The 18,441-nt window shown below is 53.7% G+C and carries 19 protein-coding genes and 1 tRNA gene; 4 read left to right on the forward strand and 16 right to left on the reverse strand.

Going from position 1 to position 18,441, the window contains the following annotated elements; translation table 11 throughout:
* From G461_RS0115245 to ruvA, 10 genes are all read right to left on the reverse strand, one after another.
* Nucleotides 1-76, reverse strand: a tRNA-Lys gene (locus G461_RS0115245).
* Nucleotides 77-266: 190 nt separating this feature from the next.
* A complete protein-coding gene (ybgF, locus tag G461_RS0115250) occupies nt 267-1,031 on the reverse strand; it encodes a tol-pal system protein YbgF (RefSeq protein WP_035480436.1) in 765 nt (254 codons plus the stop codon).
* A 21-nt stretch (nt 1,032-1,052) separates the two neighbouring features.
* Nucleotides 1,053-1,613: a peptidoglycan-associated lipoprotein Pal gene (gene pal / locus G461_RS0115255; protein WP_026972487.1), complete on the reverse strand. Its 561-nt coding sequence runs from the start codon at nt 1,611-1,613 to the stop codon at nt 1,053-1,055.
* 24 nt (nt 1,614-1,637) lie between these two features.
* Nucleotides 1,638-2,984 carry a Tol-Pal system beta propeller repeat protein TolB gene (gene tolB / locus G461_RS0115260; protein ID WP_026972488.1) on the reverse strand — a complete coding sequence of 449 codons (1,347 nt, stop codon included), beginning with the start codon at nt 2,982-2,984 and terminating at the stop codon, nt 1,638-1,640.
* Between the two features lie 5 nt (nt 2,985-2,989).
* Nucleotides 2,990-4,006, reverse strand: coding sequence for a cell envelope integrity protein TolA (gene tolA / locus G461_RS25595; protein WP_026972489.1), 1,017 nt, complete (start codon nt 4,004-4,006; stop codon nt 2,990-2,992).
* A 13-nt stretch (nt 4,007-4,019) separates the two neighbouring features.
* Nucleotides 4,020-4,451 (reverse strand): protein TolR, encoded by a 432-nt coding sequence (gene tolR / locus G461_RS0115270; RefSeq protein WP_026960321.1) that lies wholly within the window; start codon nt 4,449-4,451, stop codon nt 4,020-4,022.
* A gap of 9 nt (nt 4,452-4,460) precedes the next feature.
* Nucleotides 4,461-5,144, reverse strand: a complete 684-nt coding sequence (tolQ, locus tag G461_RS0115275; RefSeq protein WP_026960320.1) for a protein TolQ — start codon at nt 5,142-5,144, stop codon at nt 4,461-4,463.
* Complete coding sequence (ybgC, locus tag G461_RS0115280; RefSeq protein ID WP_026960319.1) at nt 5,134-5,532, reverse strand: tol-pal system-associated acyl-CoA thioesterase; 399 nt, start codon at nt 5,530-5,532, stop codon at nt 5,134-5,136. The genes tolQ and ybgC overlap by 11 nt, the downstream gene beginning before the upstream one ends.
* Before the next feature lie 172 nt (nt 5,533-5,704).
* A complete protein-coding gene (ruvB, locus tag G461_RS0115285; protein ID WP_026972490.1) occupies nt 5,705-6,709 on the reverse strand; it encodes a Holliday junction branch migration DNA helicase RuvB in 1,005 nt (334 codons plus the stop codon).
* A gap of 9 nt (nt 6,710-6,718) precedes the next feature.
* Nucleotides 6,719-7,339, reverse strand: a complete 621-nt coding sequence (ruvA, locus tag G461_RS0115290; RefSeq protein ID WP_026972491.1) for a Holliday junction branch migration protein RuvA — start codon at nt 7,337-7,339, stop codon at nt 6,719-6,721.
* Between the two features lie 253 nt (nt 7,340-7,592).
* On the opposite strand from ruvA, the gene rssA reads away from it, so the two are divergent.
* Nucleotides 7,593-8,528: a patatin-like phospholipase RssA gene (gene rssA, locus G461_RS0115295; protein WP_026960316.1), complete on the forward strand. Its 936-nt coding sequence runs from the start codon at nt 7,593-7,595 to the stop codon at nt 8,526-8,528.
* Between the two features lie 42 nt (nt 8,529-8,570).
* Here rssA and G461_RS26145 read toward each other — a convergent pair whose 3' ends face one another.
* From G461_RS26145 to G461_RS0115320, 5 genes are all read right to left on the reverse strand, one after another.
* On the reverse strand, nt 8,571-8,729 hold the full coding sequence (locus G461_RS26145; RefSeq protein WP_157360333.1) for a hypothetical protein: 159 nt from the start codon (nt 8,727-8,729) through the stop codon (nt 8,571-8,573).
* A gap of 356 nt (nt 8,730-9,085) precedes the next feature.
* Nucleotides 9,086-9,877 carry a lipase family protein gene (locus tag G461_RS0115305; RefSeq protein ID WP_035480437.1) on the reverse strand — a complete coding sequence of 264 codons (792 nt, stop codon included), beginning with the start codon at nt 9,875-9,877 and terminating at the stop codon, nt 9,086-9,088.
* Nucleotides 9,878-9,968: 91 nt separating this feature from the next.
* Nucleotides 9,969-10,523: a hypothetical protein gene (locus G461_RS0115310; protein WP_157360334.1), complete on the reverse strand. Its 555-nt coding sequence runs from the start codon at nt 10,521-10,523 to the stop codon at nt 9,969-9,971.
* Nucleotides 10,524-10,636: 113 nt separating this feature from the next.
* On the reverse strand, nt 10,637-11,389 hold the full coding sequence (locus G461_RS24415) for an alpha/beta fold hydrolase (protein ID WP_035480438.1): 753 nt from the start codon (nt 11,387-11,389) through the stop codon (nt 10,637-10,639).
* The gene (locus G461_RS0115320) at nt 11,386-12,390 is read right to left on the reverse strand and encodes a M14 family zinc carboxypeptidase (protein ID WP_026972494.1); all 1,005 of its coding nucleotides are present in this window, start codon (nt 12,388-12,390) and stop codon (nt 11,386-11,388) included. Before G461_RS0115320 ends, G461_RS24415 begins: the two co-directional genes overlap by 4 nt.
* A 123-nt stretch (nt 12,391-12,513) precedes the next feature.
* Between G461_RS0115320 and G461_RS0115325 the strand changes: the two genes are divergently transcribed.
* Both G461_RS0115325 and G461_RS0115330 read left to right on the forward strand, forming a co-directional pair.
* Entirely contained in the window at nt 12,514-13,206 is a 693-nt protein-coding gene (locus tag G461_RS0115325; RefSeq protein WP_026972495.1) for a sensor histidine kinase, read from the forward strand.
* A gap of 33 nt (nt 13,207-13,239) precedes the next feature.
* Nucleotides 13,240-14,004 (forward strand): hypothetical protein, encoded by a 765-nt coding sequence (locus G461_RS0115330; protein WP_026972496.1) that lies wholly within the window; start codon nt 13,240-13,242, stop codon nt 14,002-14,004.
* 127 nt (nt 14,005-14,131) lie between these two features.
* On the opposite strand, the gene topA is transcribed toward G461_RS0115330, so the two are convergent.
* Nucleotides 14,132-16,765, reverse strand: a complete 2,634-nt coding sequence (topA, locus tag G461_RS0115335; RefSeq protein ID WP_026972497.1) for a type I DNA topoisomerase — start codon at nt 16,763-16,765, stop codon at nt 14,132-14,134.
* A gap of 279 nt (nt 16,766-17,044) precedes the next feature.
* Between topA and astB the strand changes: the two genes are divergently transcribed.
* Nucleotides 17,045-18,382, forward strand: coding sequence for an N-succinylarginine dihydrolase (gene astB, locus G461_RS0115340; protein WP_026972498.1), 1,338 nt, complete (start codon nt 17,045-17,047; stop codon nt 18,380-18,382).
* Nucleotides 18,383-18,441: the final 59 nt, after the last annotated feature.

Raw genomic sequence — 18,441 nt, forward strand, 5'->3', positions numbered from 1 at the left:
TGGTGGGTCGTGAAGGATTTGAACCTTCGACCAATTGATTAAAAGTCAACTGCTCTACCAACTGAGCTAACGACCCACATTTTATCTTTCAAAGTTGACCCGTTTCAGGCTTGCTGCCTACCCCGTCTCAACGGCGGCCTATGATACGGATTTAGCGTTCGTGTGCAACTTAATTTTGCATCTTTTTTTCCAAGCGGCGGTTTAATAAACGCATCCGATGAAAAGCCGAACATTTTGCTGAAAATTACAGCTTTTCAAGCGCTTATTTAACCAAGCTTGGCCAATTCTTTTTCTGCTAAACCGGCTGCACTGCTTCCCGGATACTCACTCAAAACCCGCTCAAAATACTGCTTGGCTTTTCCTTGATCACTATTGAAAGTGGCAATGGTGCCTAATTTTAGTAAGGACTCTGCTGCTTTGTTAGATTCAGGGAAACGATCGACCACAATTTCGAATTGGGTAGAGGCTTGATCGCGCTGGCCACGGGTAAAGTGTAGCTGGCCCAACCAATAGTGAGCGTTCGAGGCATAGCCTGACTCAGGGTAGCTGCTAATAAACGCTTCAAACGCCGGTATCGCCGCGTCGTAGTCACGCTGCTCCATCACCAAGGCCACAGCCGCGTCGTAGGCTTCATCTTCATTGGCGCTAGCAACTGGCGCTTGAACTTGAGGCTTTGCGGCAGCGGTATTTAGCTGGGCGAAGCGTCGGTCCAACTCTTGGTAGATTTCGCGCTGGCGCTGCACCATCTGCTGCATTTCGTAATCATTTTGCTCCATCTGGCCCATCAGAACCGCTACGCTATCGAGCAGCTCATCCAGTTGGTTTTGCATATCCAGCTGAACCTGATTACGCGCGGTTAGCATGCGCTCTAAGCGCTCTACCCGCTGGGTCACCGTCAAATCACTGGTCACGGCCACACGGGGCGTTTCAGAGGCGTCTGTACCACTGGCATCAACCACCGGAGCGGCGGCTGTGGCGTGGGTAGAAAATAAAGCGGCTACCAAGGTAGCCGCAATAGTCTTAATTCTCATAGTCAATCGCCTAACACGAGATTAGTAAACGAGAACCGCGCGACGGTTAGCAGCCCAAGCAGCTTCAGTATGCGAGCTGTTCACTGGCTTTTCTTGGCCGTAGCTTACGGTTGAGATTTGTGAAGCCAGCACACCTAGGCTTTGCAGGTGACGAGCTACAGCTTTAGCACGACGCTCGCCCAAGGCAACGTTGTACTCAGGCGTACCGCGCTCATCGGTGTGACCTTCAATCAGAACGGTTACCGATGGGTTGTCTAGCAGGTATGCAGCGTGTGCTTCTAGAATTTCAATGAACTCACCGCTAATTTCAGAGCGGTCGAATTCGAAGTAAACCACTTGGCTTTCCTGACGCATAGCTTCAACGCGCTGGCGTTCTTGCTCTTCTGCAGTCAGGATTGGCGATACACCATCAATCTCAACGTCAGCACCACCTTGTTGCGCGCCTTCGCCTACTTGTTGGCTGCCACCAGTGCTTTCTTGTGAGCTAACGTCACTGTCGGTTACTGAGTTAGAGCTACATGCCACTAGACCCAGCGCAGCTACACCTAAACATGCTGCTTTCAACAGATCTTTTAATTGCATTATTATTTTCCTTATTAAGGTTTTCTAGTTAAGAAACGGCGACCATGCTGGCGCGCGGACGTTGCCCGCCTTCGCCGGTAGGGTTGCCTTAAATCGACCATCCATTGATACCAAGGCCAGCACTTGTTTTCCACCGGCTACGGTGGAGTACATGATCATGCTGCCATTGGGCGCAACAGTTGGTGACTCATCCAAACGCGTACGCGTTAACACTTGTACATATCCTGTATCGAAGTCCTGGCGCGAGATGCGGAACTCGCCGTTTACGCGGCTTACCATCACCAGCGCAGAGCCATCGGGTACCACACTGCCGCCTAGGTTCATATCGCCTTCCCAAGTCACACGCTTAATGCGGTTGCTATCGAGGTTTACGCTGTAGATTTGCGGGTTACCGCCACGCTCTGAAGTAAACAGCAGCTCTTTGCCAGAAGGCATCCAAGTCGGCTCGGTATCAATACGGCGGCCTTTGGTTAGCTGACGAAGCTGCTTTGTCTCCAGATCCATCACATAGATATCTGGCTGACCACCTTTAGATAATACTAAGGCCAGCGAGTTACCATCCGGTGACCACTGCGGTGCACCATTAATCCCCGGGAAGGAGCTGACCAGCTCACGCTGCTGGTTGTAGATATCGTGGATGTAGATCTCGGCTTTACGGTTCTCAAAGCTCACATAAGCTAGCTTACGGCCATCTGGCGACCATGAAGGCGACATCAGCGGCTCTTGCGAGCGTAACAAGGTGCTTTCATTGTAGCCGTCGTAGTCTGCCACGCGCAGCTGGTAGGGATAACTGGCGTTCTCATCGACCACCACATAGGCGATGCGGGTTAAGAACGCACCTCGCTCGCCGGTCAAGGCTTGGTAAACGCGATCCGAAATCAGGTGCCCCATCTGGCGCATCTGCGGCTCACTAACGGTGCGGAAGCGATCCAATAGCACATGGTCATAGGTCTGAACCAACACGCCATCGCGCAGCTCTTGATTGCCCGATGCTTGCCCACGCAGGATATCCACCAAGGTGTAGCTGACGGTGTACTGGCCTTCTTGCTCAGCCGCAACCACGCTGCCCACAAGCACCGCCTCAACGCCTAATGCCGCCCACGCATCGAAGTCTACTTCGCTGTCGTCTTTCGGGGTTTGTGGCATTTGATTGACCGCGATGGGGTTAAACGCGCCGCTGCGACGTAGGTCGTCGGCAACCACCTTGGAGATGTCTAGAGGCACATCGCCAAAGCCTTGCCAATCAAAGGGGATAACCCCGATGGGACGAGCGCTGTCAACGCCCTCGGTGATGACAATTTCCAAACTGGCTTGAGCCCCTGCAATACTGCATAGCCACAGGCCAAACGTCAGCATCAGTCTTTTCATCATTCCTATTATTCCGGTCTTAAGATAAGCGTAATATTTCGCATTTGCGCAAACACTTCTGGGTCGTCCGACACTGGTAAACTGTTAACACTGTTTACCGCCCTGACGGCAGATTCACAAACGCGTCTGTCCCCTACTCCCTGGTCCACGGAAATCACGAACCCGGATGGCGCGAGCCGCAGCTCGAGCTTACATTCTTTGCCTTGCATACTGTTGTCGGTGCGCCAGTTGCGCTGGATGGCCGACAAAATCAAAGCCCGATATCGTTCAACCTCAGAGAGCACTCGGCGCTGCTGGCGAGCGCTGTTCTCTGCGGCCATTTCTTGCTGCATCTGCTGCTCAAAGGCCGCTTCCTGCTGAGCGATTTGTTCTTGGCGAACCCGCTCGGCCTCGGCGGCAGCGGCTCGCTCGGCGGCCTCTTTAGCAGCCTGCTCTTTGGCGATGCGTTCCTCTTCAGCCTTACGGGCAGCTTCTTCCGCCTGGCGCTGTTCTTCTAGCTTGCGCTGGCGAACCTCTTCAGCCTTCTGGGCTTCCGCTTCGGCGATGCGTTTTTGCTCTTCCTGCTTCTTGCGTTCAGCTTCAGCGATACGGCGCTGCTCTTCTTGTAGCTTGCGCTCGGCTTCAGCTTGCTTTGCACGCTCTTCTTCAAGGCGCTGCTTTTCGCGAGCCCGGCGCGCTTGCTCTTCGGCGCGCGCTTGTTCTTGTTCTTGTTGACGTTTTTTCAGTTCCAGCTCACGGATGCGCTTCTCTTCTTCGATGCGCTGACGGCGCGCAAGTTCCGCTTCTCGTTCAGCTTTTTCGATGCGCGCCTGTTCCGCCTGCTGTTTTTGCTGCTGCTGTTGCCTCAGTTGCTCAACATGGGCATCAATCTGTGACTGCTGAACAGCCACCGCATTAATGACCGGCGCACTGGGCTTAGGCTTCATTTTTACCCGCTCAATATTTACCGACCACAGTAACACGCCGAGGACAACACAGTGCAACACGGTGGAAAGAAATAATGAAGTACCAAACTTAAACTTCAAGGCTACCCTGCTTCTAGTTCTCTGGTTGAGTCATCAAACCCACTGAGGGCACACCTGCTTCTTGCAACAGCACCATCAGATTAATTACTTGCTCGTAACGAACGTTCTTATCGCCACGCACCACCACCGGCGCATCCGGATTAAGTTGCAGATGGGCGATCACCAACGCCTGGATATCATCGGCCGATAAGATCTGCGAATCATCGTTATCGCCACCAGTGTCGAGGTAGTAAAGGCCATTTTCGTCCACAGAGGCGACCAGTGGCGCGTTGCTCTCTTCTGGCAGGGGCTCGGCACTGCCCTGCGGCAGATCAACTTTCACCCCTTGGGTGATCAGCGGTGCGGTCACCATAAAGATCACCAACAGCACGAACAATACATCCACGTAAGGCACGATGTTGATGGTGGCTTCGGTTCTGCGACGGGTACGGCGATATTGGTTCATCACAAGCCCCTAGTTGCCCGACGCATGCGCCTGACGATGCAAGATGCCCGAGAACTCGTCCATAAAGTTAACGTAGTCGTTCTCAAGCTTGGCCACTGCTGCAGTAAAGCGGTTGTACGCGGTTACAGCTGGGATAGCGACAAACAGGCCCACAGCGGTCACGATCAGCGATTCCGCCATACCCGGCGCCACCATCGCCAGCGTTGCTTGCTGTACTTCCCCCAGCGCAACGAAGGCGTTCATAACCCCCCACACGGTGCCGAACAGACCAATGTAAGGACTGATCATGCCCATGCTGCCCAGTGTAGGTAGGTGGTTTTCCAGGGACTCAACCTCGCGCGACACGGAAACGCGCATGCTGCGGTAGCTGCCTTCCAGCACCGCATCGACACTCTTGGTGCCGCTTTTGTGCAGGCGGATATACTCGCGGAAGCCAGAATGGAAAATCTGCTCCATGCCCTGCAACTGATCTGAGCGGGCGTTCGCTTCTTGGTAGAGTTTATTGAGATCAACACCGGACCAAAAACGCTCTTCAAAACGTTTCACCGAACCCTTGGCGTTTTTGTAGGTTTTAATGCGGTTGATGATCATGGCCCACGAGGCCACTGACATGGCAAGCAGCGCCAGCATAATCACTTTGACCAATGGACTGGCGAGCCAGAAAAGCCCAAGGATCGACATATTAGCGTGCACGGATGAATTCCTCTTTAATTTCAGCCGGTAAAGCACAAGCTTTCATGGCAGATAGCGCAACACTGGCAACCGTTACAGTCGCTTCGGCAATCAGTTGTTGCTGAGAGTTGAAAATGGCTTGGGAAAAGCGCACTGATGCGCGCTTTACTTCAGAAACTTCGGTGGTGACTTGCAGCAAGTCATTAAACAGGGCGGGACGTCGGTATTGCACCGCGAGATCGCGGACAACAAAGCACAGATCATCTTCCATCAGACGATCCTGGTCATAGCCGCGCTCACGCAACCACTCGGTGCGCGCGCGCTCAAAATATTTGATGTGGTTGGCGTGGTAGACCACACCACCAGCGTCGGTATCTTCGTAATAGACTCGAACGGCTAAACTAGACATTGACTATCTCGTTAACTTGCAGCGCAAACTACTATACACAGCGCAGTCCTACAGGTTAAGAAGCAAGGCCAACATTTTGAGCTGCATCGTCCAATTCCAGTGTTAACTGCCTAAATTATGACTAATTTGTCTTAATAGGCGGCTAATCAAGCACTTCTGCAGCTCCGAAAAGTTACTTTTTGCGATCTAAACCAAGGTGTAGATAGGCACGGTCTGAGGCGATGCGCCCGCGTGGCGTGCGTTGAATGTAGCCTTGCTGGATCAAGAAAGGCTCAAGCACATCCTCGATGGTTTCCTTGTCTTCACCGATGGCAGCGGCCAGGTTATCCAAGCCCACCGGCCCACCGCCAAACTTGTCGATAATCGCCTCGAGCAGTTTACGGTCCATGTAATCAAAGCCAGCGCTGTCGACGTTCAGCAGTTCCAAGGACTGTGCGGCGATCTGCTGGTCGATCTTGCCTTCATGTTTTACCTCGGCAAAATCACGTACCCGACGTAGCAAGCGGTTGGCAATCCGTGGCGTGCCTCGCGAGCGTCTGGCCACCTCAAACGCGCCCTCTTGGTCCAGGCCGACGTTCAGGTAATGAGCACTGCGACTGACGATAGTGGCAAGATCTTCAGTGCGGTAGTACTCGAGCCGCTGCACAATACCGAAACGGTCGCGTAGCGGCGAGGTAAGCATGCCAGCGCGTGTGGTTGCGCCAATCAAAGTAAACGGCGGTAAGTCCAACTTGATTGAGCGGGCAGCAGGCCCCTCGCCAATCATGATATCCAGCTGATAGTCTTCCATTGCCGGATAAAGCACCTCTTCGACCACCGCGCTAAGGCGATGGATTTCATCGATAAACAACACATCGCCCGGCTCTAAGTTGGTAAGAAGCGCGGCTAGATCGCCGGCTTTTTCCAAAACCGGCCCGGAGGTGGTCTTGATATTCACGCCCAACTCGTTGGCGATGATGTTAGCCAAGGTGGTTTTACCCAGACCAGGTGGCCCGAATACCAACAAGTGGTCGAGGGCATCGTCACGGCGCTTGGCCGCTTCGATAAAGATTTCTAGCTGCTCCACCACCACCGGCTGACCGGTGTAATCGGCCAAGCGCTTGGGGCGGATCGCGCGATCAACGGTTTCTTCTTCGTTAATGGCGCTGGCACTGATGATACGATCGGCTTCAATCATGTGCTTTCCTTACAACGCGGCCTTAAGCGCATCGCGGATCAACTCTTCACTGGACATGCCTTCACGATAACAGGCTTTCACCAGCTTGTCGGCCTGAGCCGACTTGTAGCCGAGGCTCTCCAGTGCCGCCAGCGCTTCGGCTCTGGCATCCGCATTAACCGGGAACGACAGGTCACCGTTGACCGCCATACTGTCGGCAATTGGCGTAGCCGGTAGTTCCGCCACCAGATTCTTCAGGCGGTCCTTCATCTCAACCAGTAAACGCTCTGCAGTCTTTTTACCAATACCCGGCACCTTCACCAAGGAGCTAACATCGTCGTATTGCACCGCATGGATAAACTGTTCGCTGGTAAGCCCAGAGAGAATGGCCAAGGCCACCTTTGGACCTACTCCGTTGACCTTAATCAGCTCACGAAACAGGGTTCTGGACTGGTGATCGTTAAAACCGTATAGCAGCTGAGCATCTTCGCGAACGATAAAATGGGTCAGTAGCTTAACTGGTTGCTCTAGCTCCGGTAGTTGATAAAAGCAGTTCATCGGTAGCTGAACTTCATAGCCCAAGCCATTTACATCGATGACCACAAACGGTGGGGCCTTTTCAATCAGTGTTCCAGATAGTTGCGCGATCACGGAAAGGTCTCTTACTGTAAAAATCTGCAGTAAGCTTAACAAACCACCTGGATATTTATCCAGTTATTTTGTTCAGGCGCTCTGAGGTAGCTCACTCAATCTGCGACATTCAGCTAAACAAAGCCCTTTACAAAGCTATGGACTTTCAAGGACTTGTTCGCGCATCATAGCCCTATCACCCAATAGCAGTGGGCTCACTCAGCGCTATTGGTGCTTTCTCAGTTCTAACTCATCACATGCAACAGGAAATCCCATGGCAGAGCGAAAGCCAGTAATCGGACTTGCACTAGGCAGCGGCGCCGCCCGCGGCTGGGCACACCTCGGTGTCATCAGAGAACTCGAAGAGATGGGCATTCGACCCAGCGTGATCGCCGGCTGCTCAATCGGCTCGTTGGTTGGCGCAGCTTACGCCGGCGGTCAACTCGATACACTCGAGAAATGGGCCTTGGGACTGTCGAGTTGGGACGTGTTCAACTTAATGGATTTTTCTCTGCACAAGGGCGGGCTGGTCACCGGCGACAAAGTATTTGACGCCGCAGAGCAGCAGCTCGGCTCCTCTAACATCGAAGACCTCCCCCATCGTTTCGCCTGTGTTGCCACCGATCTCGAGACTGGTCGCGAGATCTGGCTACAGCAAGGTAAGGTGCGCGACGCGGTGCGCGCGTCTTGCGCCATGCCCGGCCTGATGGCCCCATTCCAACGCAATGGCCAGTGGCTGGTCGATGGCGCGGTGGTTAACCCCGTGCCGGTCGCGCTCTGTCGCGCCTTGGGGGCGGAGCTGGTGATTGCGGTTAACTTGAATAGCTATCATCGCAGTGAGTCATTGTTGCGCTCGGAGAACGGCGGTCTGGTACAGCCCAGTACGCCAGATGATCCAGACAACGGCTTTTGGCGCCTGCTCGGTGGTGGCAAAGACTTTATCAACTCGATGCTCACCAAGGTTAACCTCAACAACGATGCGCGCTCGCCCGGCATGGTGGGTGTGATGTCGGCGTCTATCGATATTATGCAAGAGCGTTTGGCGCGTGCACGTATGGCGGGCGATCCACCGGAAGTGCTGTTGAATCCTAAACTGGGAGAGATTGGTGTGATGGACTTTCATCGCGCCGAAGAGGCGATGGCCGAAGGGCGGCGGGTTGCGAAGGTAATGCGCCCGGCCATTTTCGAAGAGCTGCAGCTTTTGAGCTAGTCGCCTATTAACCGTTGCGAGTTTGCTAAACGGGAGGTTGTACTAGCGGCCTCCCTCACGGCGACGCACATACTGGACCAGTAAGACCGCCACCGACACAAAGCCCACCAGCTCAAACAGCGCCTTGCTTAATCCTGAACTACTGGCGGCAGCGAACAAGCTAACAATCACCAGCAACACTAAAACTACTCTACCCAGCATAGGTCCTCCTTGAGTGACCATGCTAAGCATCTGAGCGCGCGCTGAGAAATGCGTATCCGCTATAAGCTATAACCGCACAACGGCCTATCTAGAACTAGCGCCCTCTCACTGCATGACCTTGCCCCGCAAAACAGGTAATCGCTCTATCTTCAGTTTTTTCTAAGGGCTTTTTCGTGGCAATCACCCGACTCGCGGGTGACCATACTCGGGCAGGTGCGACAAAGTGAGTGCGGATCGGCGGTGATGGCGTGACCATAATGACGCTCCAATGCAGTTGGGTTTGTCAATAGTTAGACGCAGCGAAGGTAACGATAGTTCTTCGTTCCCTAAACCAGATACCCAAAGCGTGCACTTGCTCAATGTTCGTCAAATAAGTCTTTGTTGCGAATATACTTGCGCATGAAGTGATAGCTGATGGGCATCATCAACCAACTGAGCAGCGATTTACTAAAGCGGAATACCGCGGAGGTATTCTCGTAGATCTTCTCGTTGTGTAGCCACAGCATTCGGCCAACGTGCCAATACACCATCGGCAGCGGCGGAAGAAAACTCACCACATCGAGGTCACACACCACCCGATAGGTTCGCCGATGCAAGCAATAACCACGCTTAAAGCTCCAAAGCCCACAACTGGGCTGGCCAAAGGTGACCACCCGTTTAATACAGCCATGCCAACGGCGCTCAAGGCGATCGGCCAACAGTACCGACATTGCTCCGCCCGAAGAGTGGCCGGTTAGACTGACCCGCTTGCCCTGCTCCACCAGTGGCGTGAGGGTATCAATAATCTCTTGCTCGACGGTTTTGATGGTGTCAACGCGATCAGGCGGGCAGCTAATTTGGCTTAGCAATCTCTGATAGCCAGCGTGAATCTTGTACTTCACTTCGCCTTGTTGGTAGGTCACTGGCACGAAGTAGAGGTTGGTCAGCCAGTCAGAGAGCGATAAAGAGCCGCGAAACACCACGATCACTTCTTCTTTGTGCGCTTGCCAAAACACGCGCACCGTAGGCCTTCCCCAGCGGTCAAAGATCTCGCGAATACCAAATTCGCTTAACGGGTACTGTTCGATGTCGTTATTTGGGTAGGCCAACCGACATAGGATGGCATAGCGCTCGTACTGATATCGCTTCAGCTTTTTTAACTTTGCCACGGTCTCGATTTGTCACGCAGAACTGGCACCGAGCTAATCAAACTTTGGTGACAGTAGTGTGACATTTTCGCGACAAGCGGCGCTTCACTAACTAACGCGCGTAAAAATTGCGCCAGTAGCGCTGGGCACGTTCAGGTGTCGGTTCGATGGGCGTAAGCAGGTAGGTATCGTTACTATGGTGCAGCATAAAGAAGCCATTGGCCTGGCGGATCTCGCCGCAACACGCGCTGGACTCAGAGGCGATACGCCCCCATTGCGAATCAAAGCCCTGCTCGAAGGGCAGTAAGATCTGCACAAGCTGATCCTCACAGCTGGGGTCAAAGCCAATCTCTATCTGCCAGCCATCTATCTGACCCTGCATGTTCGGGCCGCTGAGCGCTTTCGGAGTGCGGATATCTACCACCAGCACGCTACCGAGCAACCGGTTTAGGGTATCTGCAAAGCACTGCTGAGTTTGAATGCGCGCCACCAAGCGCTGGGCATCGCCGGATTTGTCTTGGGAAGAGAGCTGGGTATGTTGAAGATTGTCCAGCGCCAAGCGCAGCTCAAGGTATGCGCCCTCAGTACCGGTGATAGTGAGCTGATTTGCTGCATTACCCACACTGGTAACAAGCAGCAAGGAGAGAAGAAAAAGTCTTTTAGTCATCGCTTAAATCCTGATTGCTGGCGAATCTTACGTGGATTTTGCGGCAAAATCACCTCCGCAGCTTGAAGGTTGGCGAATCGCTGCAAAATCGAACGAAACCAACTCAATAACACTCAAGTTGTTTCAGCCAACCAAATTTCCAGCCGCTGTTCCAGCCAGGTAGGCGCATCGAGAGGCAAATCATGCCCAGCCCATGGATGACGACACACCGACGCGCCAAGAAACTTGGCGAGTACTTCGCTGCAACGCGCAGAGACCAGTCGGTCTTGCTCGGAACTCACCAGCAAGCAGGGACAGTGCGGCGTGTGCAATGCGCGAAGTTTGCTGGCCAGCACTACCTGCCTCAGCATGTTTATCCCAGTGAGCGGATAGCGCCGCTTTGCGTCGATAAACCCCGCTAGCGCGCGTTCCCGAGCTGACTGCGCATTACTGGTAAGCGCTAAGATCCTCCGCTCGCTGGCCTCGGTGCCCGACCACAACAGCGGGAGTAAACGCCACCAAATCGTCCAGTTTAATCGCTGATGTGGCAATGACAGGTTGGCTACGCTGGTGTTCATCAAGGTCAAGCTAGCAATTTCATGGGGATAGCGGCGCTGCCAATCCAGCGCCAACATCGCCCCCATCGAAATTGCCACCAAATGCAAAGGCCTTGGCTTGGGTTGCTGCAAGCGCACTTGAATGCGAAAGCTTTGACAGGCGCTATAGCTGTTAAGCGGACTCGCTAAGTGATTGAGTCTGCCGTTGCCAGGCAGGTCAACACAGATCACTTGTGAGCCCGGGAAGCGCGCCGCTAGCCGCTCCGGCCAGTCCAGCCAATGCGCCTGATTACGAAAGATACCTCTGATAAGCACGATATCGGCAGTCATCGCTCAACCTCTCTGTACCAAAACGCCAACGCGTCACGACGCAACTGCTCGGTATTGTCACTGCTTTGCCATTGCGGGTAGCTGATCGCCGCGCGCATAAGAAAATCCATTAGCACCAAATGCCGGCGCAACACCCGCTGCACGCGGTGTGGCTTCATTGGATGATACAGCCCCAAGGAAGAAAACAGCTGCAAGGGGTTTTTCTTTAGCCATCGCCAAGAGCCCATTTCCAGCGTTAAGGGGATGAGCGTCTTGCCCTTATCAAGGCTATCGCCATAGGCATAATCCCAGATATCGCCGTGGGTGCAGTAATGAAGTGCTTGGGGCTCGAACAAATAAGCTTGGTGGGGATAGCTTCGAAAGAACAGCTCGCGCAACTGATACACCTGCGCCAGGTGGGGAATCGGTGTTTTTGAGCAAGCCAAGGGAAACCAGATGCGGTCGTGGGTGCCAAAGCCGCTGTGTAAGTCGAGCAGCAGCGTGCTAGGGCTGGACTCTACAACGTGTTGCATCACGAATTCCAGCAAGTGCTGGGCCTCCGGCTCCATCGCTTGGCCTGCTGCTCCGCGATACCAAGGCAGACACGCACTGATTCGATGCCCGCCTATCAGCCACAGCGCCGAATCTGACTCAACCGGGGCATTGCGCATCAGATCCACGCCATTGCCATTGGCCCTTCGCTGCGTGTGCATACCGCTTGGATTAACCAAGGGCACGAAATAGAGGCGCAGTCGCTCTAGCTGCTCATGTAACTGGGCATCCCAGCTTAGGCGCTCCAGCAAGCTTTGCAAAAAGGCCAACACCACTTGGGTACCAATCCGCTCAACGCCGTGCACCCCGCCCACCAAGCAAAGTGCAGGCGCATCGGGGGGCGCATTTCCAAGGCGAAGGTGATAAACCGGGTAGCGCAGCTCGCCAACGCGGCACAGCACGCCCACCTGCATATGCTGGGGGTAGTCATTAATCAGCCTTTCCAAATGTTCAAGTTCTGGAAATTGCATACTAACAACGCTGTATAGGGGTTAATTGATAGATGACATCAGAGCGAGTGCAAAGCCTTTGATTTTGCTTGCAACCTTCCCTTCAGTTACACTGTGGCTACGGTCAAACTATAGACTAACTTGATGGCAAATAACGAAAAATTAGACTTCTCTACGGTACTCGCCACTGCCGTGCATGACATGAAGAACTCACTATCGATGCTGACTCAGACAACCGAGTCTCTAGCCCGTGAGTCTTCAGCCCTAGGCCTTAGCAACAGTGACCAGTTGTCGCGCTTGCACTACGAGGTCAATCGAGTAAACGGCAGCCTGATGCAGCTCCTTGCACTCTACCGTTACGATAAGCAGCAGATGACGCTAAGTATCGAAGAAGTACTGCTCGATGACCTGCTGGTCGACTTAGCCAGTAACCACCAAGGACTCGTTGGCAGCTTGGGCAAAACCCTCGAGATTGACGTTGACCCCGATCTCACCTGGTACTGCGATCCGATACTACTTGAGTACCTACTTAACGATATCGTGGCAAATGGCTTACGCTATTGCCGCAATCAGATTAAGCTTTCCGCTCAGATCGTCGATAACAAGCTGAGCATCAGCGTATCTGATGATGGCGATGGCTACCCGGACTCTATCATTGAGCTGGCCAACAGCGAAGATGCAGTCACCGCGCAATTTTTGCAGAACCGAAGTGGACTAGGCTTATACTTTGCGAAAATCATCGCGTTGGCGCATACGAACAATGGGGAGCAAGGAAAGGTATCGCTGGCCAATGGTGGAGAACTTGGCGGAAGCGTGTTCTCTCTCTGCCTGCCTTAGAAATAATGGAACTACAAGGTAACGTTTAGTCTTATGATAGTCACACTGATATTGCTGGGAGTTGGTGCCTTACTGTTTTTGCTTATCGGCTACAACATGGTCCAGCAATTCAAACAACAGCAGGAAGCAGATCGCCGGCATACGCTTGCCAAATACAAGGCCATCATCACCGAAACCGAAGAGCTGCTGCTTAACTCATCACGCATTCCTTATAGCAAAGAGCTGATCCTGATCCTTCACCGCCGTGTTCTTGATGCGCTAATGCAAATTAAGAAAACCGATCCCGGCGTAAAGGGGCTGGAGAATCGCTTGGCCGCCACCAATGGTCAGATTCAGCAGATCCAAGCTTCCAGCCAAGAGATCGACCAACGCTTTCGCGCGCCCGGTAACGACAAAGATGCTCTGCAAATGCTGCAGCTGGTGAAGAAGATCCGCGGCGTTCTGCGCGTTGAACACTCCAAAAGCAAGCTCAACGCACAAGCCTTTGTACTGGAAGATCGCCGCCTTGAGCTGATGCTACTCAAGATTAACATCGAAAACGCCCTCAATCGCGCTCAGGAAGCGATGGCACTGCGTCAGTGGGGCACCGCAAGGCAACTACTTAACAAAGGCATTGGCGTGCTCAGCAACCTCTCTGACCGCGATGCTTATCTGGAAGAGAAGCTCAATTTTATGCGCCAGCTAAACAGCGAGATGGCAGATAAGCTTAAAAGTGTTAGTCAACAAGCGGTTGAAGAACAGGCTGAGAAGGATGCTGACGATCTGGATGTATTGTTCCAACCTAAGAAGAAATGGTAGATCTTGGTTAGCAACATCCCTTTTGCTATTGTCCCTGTTTAAAGGAATCACGCCCAACAAAAAAGCACGCCTCGGCGTGCTTTTTTAGTTCTTGTAGCCACCTACTGGAGATGGCTTATTCACCGCCCTACTTCTTGGGCTTCTTGCGTTTGTCTTCGATGTCCCACTTGCCACCGCTGAAGTAGGCGCGCCAACCAGTAGCTTTGCCGTTTACTTCAGTGCTCAGGTACTGCTCCTTGGTCTTACGTGAGTAACGTACCAGGGCTTTGTTACCGTCTGGGTCTTGCTGCGGGCCATCTGCCAGATAGATAAACTTGGCTGGCAGGCGGTCTTTGAAGCGATGCAGCTCTTCGACCAGCGGCGCACGAGTTTCCCGTGAGCGTGGGAAGTTACTAGCGGCCATAAAGATGCCCGATGCGCCATCGCGCAGCACGAAGTAGGCGTCGCTCTTCTCACACGGCAGCTCCGGCAGGTGTACCGGATCTTCGCGTGGTGGCGCCACTTCACCATTTTTCAGGATCTTACGGGTATTACCACAGCTCTCGTTGGTACAGGCCATGTACTTGCCGAAACGACCGGTGCGCAGTTGCATGTCGCTGCCACACTTCTCACACTCAACCACTGGGCCATCGTAGCCTTTGATCTTGAACTTGCCTTTTTCAACCACGTAGCCTTCACAATCGGGGTTGTTACCACAAACGTGAAGCTTGCGATCTTCATCGATCAGGTAGCTGTCCATGGCGGTGCCACAGATTGGGCAGCGCTCTTTAGCGCGCAGTGCTTCGGTTTCCTGCTCCTCGCTGTCGGCGGCTACCGCTTCTTCACCGGGGATCAGGTTGATGGTGCATTTACAGCGCTCTTTTGGCGGCAGGGCATAGCCCGAACAGCCCAAGAACACACCGGTACTCGCAGTACGAATACCCATCGGACGGCCGCAGTCTGGGCAGCTGATGTCGGTCAGTACCGGGGTGTTAGCACGCATGCCGCCTTCGTCAGCTTCGGCTTTAGATAGCTGGCCGACAAAGTCGTCATAGAAGTTATTCAGGGTATCTTTCCACTCGATGTTGCCATCAGCCACCAAGTCGAGCTTTTGCTCCATGTCGGCGGTAAAGTCGTAGCTCATCAAGTCGCTGAAGCTTTCACACAGGCGCTCAGAGACAATCTCACCCATCTTCTCGGCGTAAAAACGACGGTTTTCAGTACGCACATAGCCACGGTCTTGAATGGTTGAGATGATCGACGCATAGGTAGAAGGTCGGCCAATACCGCGCTTCTCCAGCTCTTTCACCAGCGAGGCTTCGTTGTAACGCGCCGGCGGCTTGGTGAAGTGCTGTTTAGGATCGATTGCATCAAGATTAAGGTTATCGCCCGACTCAAGCACAGGTAGCTCCACGTCGCCGTCTTTGCCGGATTTGGCAACGGGCTGCACCTTGGTCCAACCGGCAAAGCGTAGGATCTTACCTTTCGCGCGCAGCTGGTAGTCACCGGCTTGCACGGTAATGGTGGTGGTATCGTATTGCGCATCTGTCATCTGACAGGCCACAAACTGGCGCCAGATCAGCTCGTAGAGCTTACGGCCATCGGCATCGATCTCTTTGCCCAAGTCTGAAGCCAACACGTTGACGTCTGAAGGACGGATCGCTTCGTGCGCCTCTTGCGCGCCCTCTTTGCTGGAGTAGCGGCGTGGCTGCTCAGGCAGATACTGCTCACCGAGGTTATCCGAGATGTAGCCGCGCACTGCATCGACCGCATCCTGACTTAGGTTGGTCGAGTCGGTACGCATATAGGTGATGTAACCCGCTTCGTACAAGCGCTGGGCCAACATCATGGTGCGTTTCACCCCGTAGCCCATGCGGGTGCTCGCCGCTTGCTGCAGGGTTGAGGTAATAAACGGTGCCCGCGGCTTGCTGCGGGTTGGCTTGTCTTCACGGCCAACCACCTCATACTTCGCCGCTTCCAGCGCTTTGACCGCAACATCGGCCTGCTCTTGGTTGACGGGCTTAAAGGCGCTGCCCAGGTAACGCACCACTTCCATGCGCAGTTCTTGCTTGCTGGCAGTTTGCAGATCGGCGTGAATGTCCCAGAACTCTTCCGGCACAAAGGCTTTGATCTCGCGCTCTTTCTCTACCACAAGACGGACGGCAACAGACTGTACCCGACCTGCAGAGAGACCACGGGCGATCTTCTTCCACAGCAGCGGCGATACCATGTAGCCAACCACGCGGTCGAGGAAGCGACGCGCCTGCTGAGCATTAACCCGGGCCATGTTCAGCTCGCCGGGCTCGGCGAAGGCCTCTTGGATGGCGCTCTTAGTAATTTCGTTAAACACAACGCGCTTAAAGCGTTGCTCGTCGCCACCGATGATTTCCCGCAGGTGCCAGGCAATTGCCTCCCCCTCGCGGTCCAAATCCGTTGCGAGATAGACAGTGTCGGCGTCTTCGGCCAAGGCTTTAAGTTCGTTAACGACCTTTTCTTTGCCAGGAACGATCTGGTAGTTAGCCTGCCAGTCCTTTTCTGGGTCGACGCCCATACGCGCGACCAGCGACTTTTTGTCTTTCTCTTTCTTTATACGGGCCTTCTCTTCTGCAGACAGGCCTTTAGTAGAAACAGGGGCGGCTTTCTTTTTGGTGGTAGTACTGCCACTGGTGGGCAGATCTCGAATGTGACCCACACTCGATTTCACGACGTACTGTCGTCCCAGATACTTATTAATGGTTTTCGCTTTGGCTGGCGATTCCACGATGACCAGTGATCTACTCATGCTTTCGTATTCTTCTCCACAATTGCCCGAGCGTTGGCAGGTTTGTTGGTGGTTCTATTTTTTAAAATTGCCCGAGATTCCCTTTAGGTCAATCACTTTTTTTTACCGGTGTTCTGTTGGCTGAGATTTTAATCACTCGACCACCCTTAGGTGACTTGCTAACATCGAAGCCGACGTAGTTAGCTTAGCTTGATAGCTAAGAACTGGATCATTCCCGGATTCCGATAAGGGAAAAACACCGCACCATACACCGGAGTGCGCTGTTGTAAAAGGAATTTTATGAAGCATTTTGAAGTAAACTTTGATGGCCTGGTCGGCCCAACCCACAATTATGCTGGTCTCTCATTTGGCAACGTCGCCTCGCAGCATAATGCCAAGCAAGTCGCCAACCCACAGCAAGCCGCCAAGCAAGGCCTCGATAAAATGAAGGCGCTGGCTGACTTAGGATTTAAGCAAGGGGTATTAGCCCCCCAGCAACGCCCAGATCTGCAGCTGTTGCGCCGTATCGGCTTTAGTGGCAGCGATGCCAAGGTTATCAGCCAGGCAGCCTCGGCAGCCCCCGATGCGCTGCTTGCCGCCTACTCGGCCTCAAGCATGTGGACAGCCAACGCCGCCACCGTCTCTCCAAGCGCGGATACCACCGATGGCAAAGTCCATTTCACCCCGGCAAACCTCACCAACAAACTGCATCGCTCCCTGGAGCCGCAGGTTACCGGCAATATTTTGCGCGCGGTATTCAATGACTCGAAGTACTTTGCCCATCACCAGCACCTGCCGGAGAACGACTATTATGGCGATGAAGGCGCCGCCAACCACACCCGCTTGTGCGGGCAATATGGCGATGCGGGCCTAGAGCTATTTGTTTACGGGCGCTCTGCGGCCGACGCCAGCCAGCCCGCGCCCACCCGCTACCCGGCCCGGCAAACCCTGGAGGCCAGCCAAGCCATCGCTCGCCTGCATGGCCTGTCGGAAGATACCGCGCTATTCATCCAGCAAAACCCTCAGGTGATAGACAAGGGCGTGTTCCATAACGACGTGATTGCTGTAGGTAACCGCAACGTATTGTTCTATCACCAAGAAGCGTTTCTTGACACAGAGAAGCAACTCGCGCGCATGCGCCAGGCCCTGCCGGATGTGGACCTGCACTTTATTGAAGTGCCAGCGGCTCAGGTGAGTGTTGAAGATGCGGTAACAAGCTACCTGTTCAATACCCAGTTGGTGAGCCTTGCGGATAATAAGATGGCGCTGATTGCGCCTACCGATTGTCAGGAGAACCCCGCTGTTGCCGCCTACCTCAGCGACCTGCTAAGCCAAGACACGCCCATTCAAGATGTTCACTATATGGATGTGAAGCAGAGCATGCGCAATGGTGGGGGTCCTGCGTGTTTGCGACTGCGCGTGGCGCTAACCGATCAAGAGCTATCTGCGGTTAACCCCTACACCCTGCTGGACAACGAGCTATATACCACCCTCAATCAGTGGGTCGATAAACACTACCGTGACCGCTTGAGCTTTGACGACCTCAAAGATCCACAGTTGGTCACCGAGGTGTGTACCGCTTTGGATGAGCTCACCCGCATCCTCAATATCGGCTCGGTTTACCCCTTCCAACAGTAAGCAAATCACTGAGCAGTAGCCATAAAAAACCCCGCGATGACGCGGGGTTTGTGTTTGTA

Origin of the sequence: Aliagarivorans marinus DSM 23064 (genome assembly GCF_000429485.1) — a bacterium.
In the GTDB taxonomy this organism is placed as follows: Bacteria; Pseudomonadota; Gammaproteobacteria; order Enterobacterales; family Celerinatantimonadaceae; genus Aliagarivorans; species Aliagarivorans marinus.

Bases quoted from the DNA above. Each gene is read 5' to 3' on its own strand.
- ybgF (WP_035480436.1), bottom strand. From the start codon at position 1,031: ATGAGAATTAAGACTATTGCGGCTACCTTGGTAGCCGCTTTATTTTCT.
- pal (WP_026972487.1), bottom strand. From the start codon at position 1,613: ATGCAATTAAAAGATCTGTTGAAAGCAGCATGTTTAGGTGTAGCTGCG.
- tolB (WP_026972488.1), bottom strand. From the start codon at position 2,984: ATGATGAAAAGACTGATGCTGACGTTTGGCCTGTGGCTATGCAGTATT.
- tolR (WP_026960321.1), bottom strand. From the start codon at position 4,451: ATGAACCAATATCGCCGTACCCGTCGCAGAACCGAAGCCACCATCAAC.
- ybgC (WP_026960319.1), bottom strand. From the start codon at position 5,532: ATGTCTAGTTTAGCCGTTCGAGTCTATTACGAAGATACCGACGCTGGT.
- ruvB (WP_026972490.1), bottom strand. From the start codon at position 6,709: ATGATTGAAGCCGATCGTATCATCAGTGCCAGCGCCATTAACGAAGAA.
- rssA (WP_026960316.1), top strand. From the start codon at position 7,593: ATGGCAGAGCGAAAGCCAGTAATCGGACTTGCACTAGGCAGCGGCGCC.
- G461_RS26145 (WP_157360333.1), bottom strand. From the start codon at position 8,729: ATGCTGGGTAGAGTAGTTTTAGTGTTGCTGGTGATTGTTAGCTTGTTC.
- G461_RS0115310 (WP_157360334.1), bottom strand. From the start codon at position 10,523: ATGACTAAAAGACTTTTTCTTCTCTCCTTGCTGCTTGTTACCAGTGTG.
- G461_RS24415 (WP_035480438.1), bottom strand. From the start codon at position 11,389: ATGACTGCCGATATCGTGCTTATCAGAGGTATCTTTCGTAATCAGGCG.
- G461_RS0115320 (WP_026972494.1), bottom strand. From the start codon at position 12,390: ATGCAATTTCCAGAACTTGAACATTTGGAAAGGCTGATTAATGACTAC.
- G461_RS0115325 (WP_026972495.1), top strand. From the start codon at position 12,514: ATGGCAAATAACGAAAAATTAGACTTCTCTACGGTACTCGCCACTGCC.
- G461_RS0115330 (WP_026972496.1), top strand. From the start codon at position 13,240: ATGATAGTCACACTGATATTGCTGGGAGTTGGTGCCTTACTGTTTTTG.
- topA (WP_026972497.1), bottom strand. From the start codon at position 16,765: ATGAGTAGATCACTGGTCATCGTGGAATCGCCAGCCAAAGCGAAAACC.
- astB (WP_026972498.1), top strand. From the start codon at position 17,045: ATGAAGCATTTTGAAGTAAACTTTGATGGCCTGGTCGGCCCAACCCAC.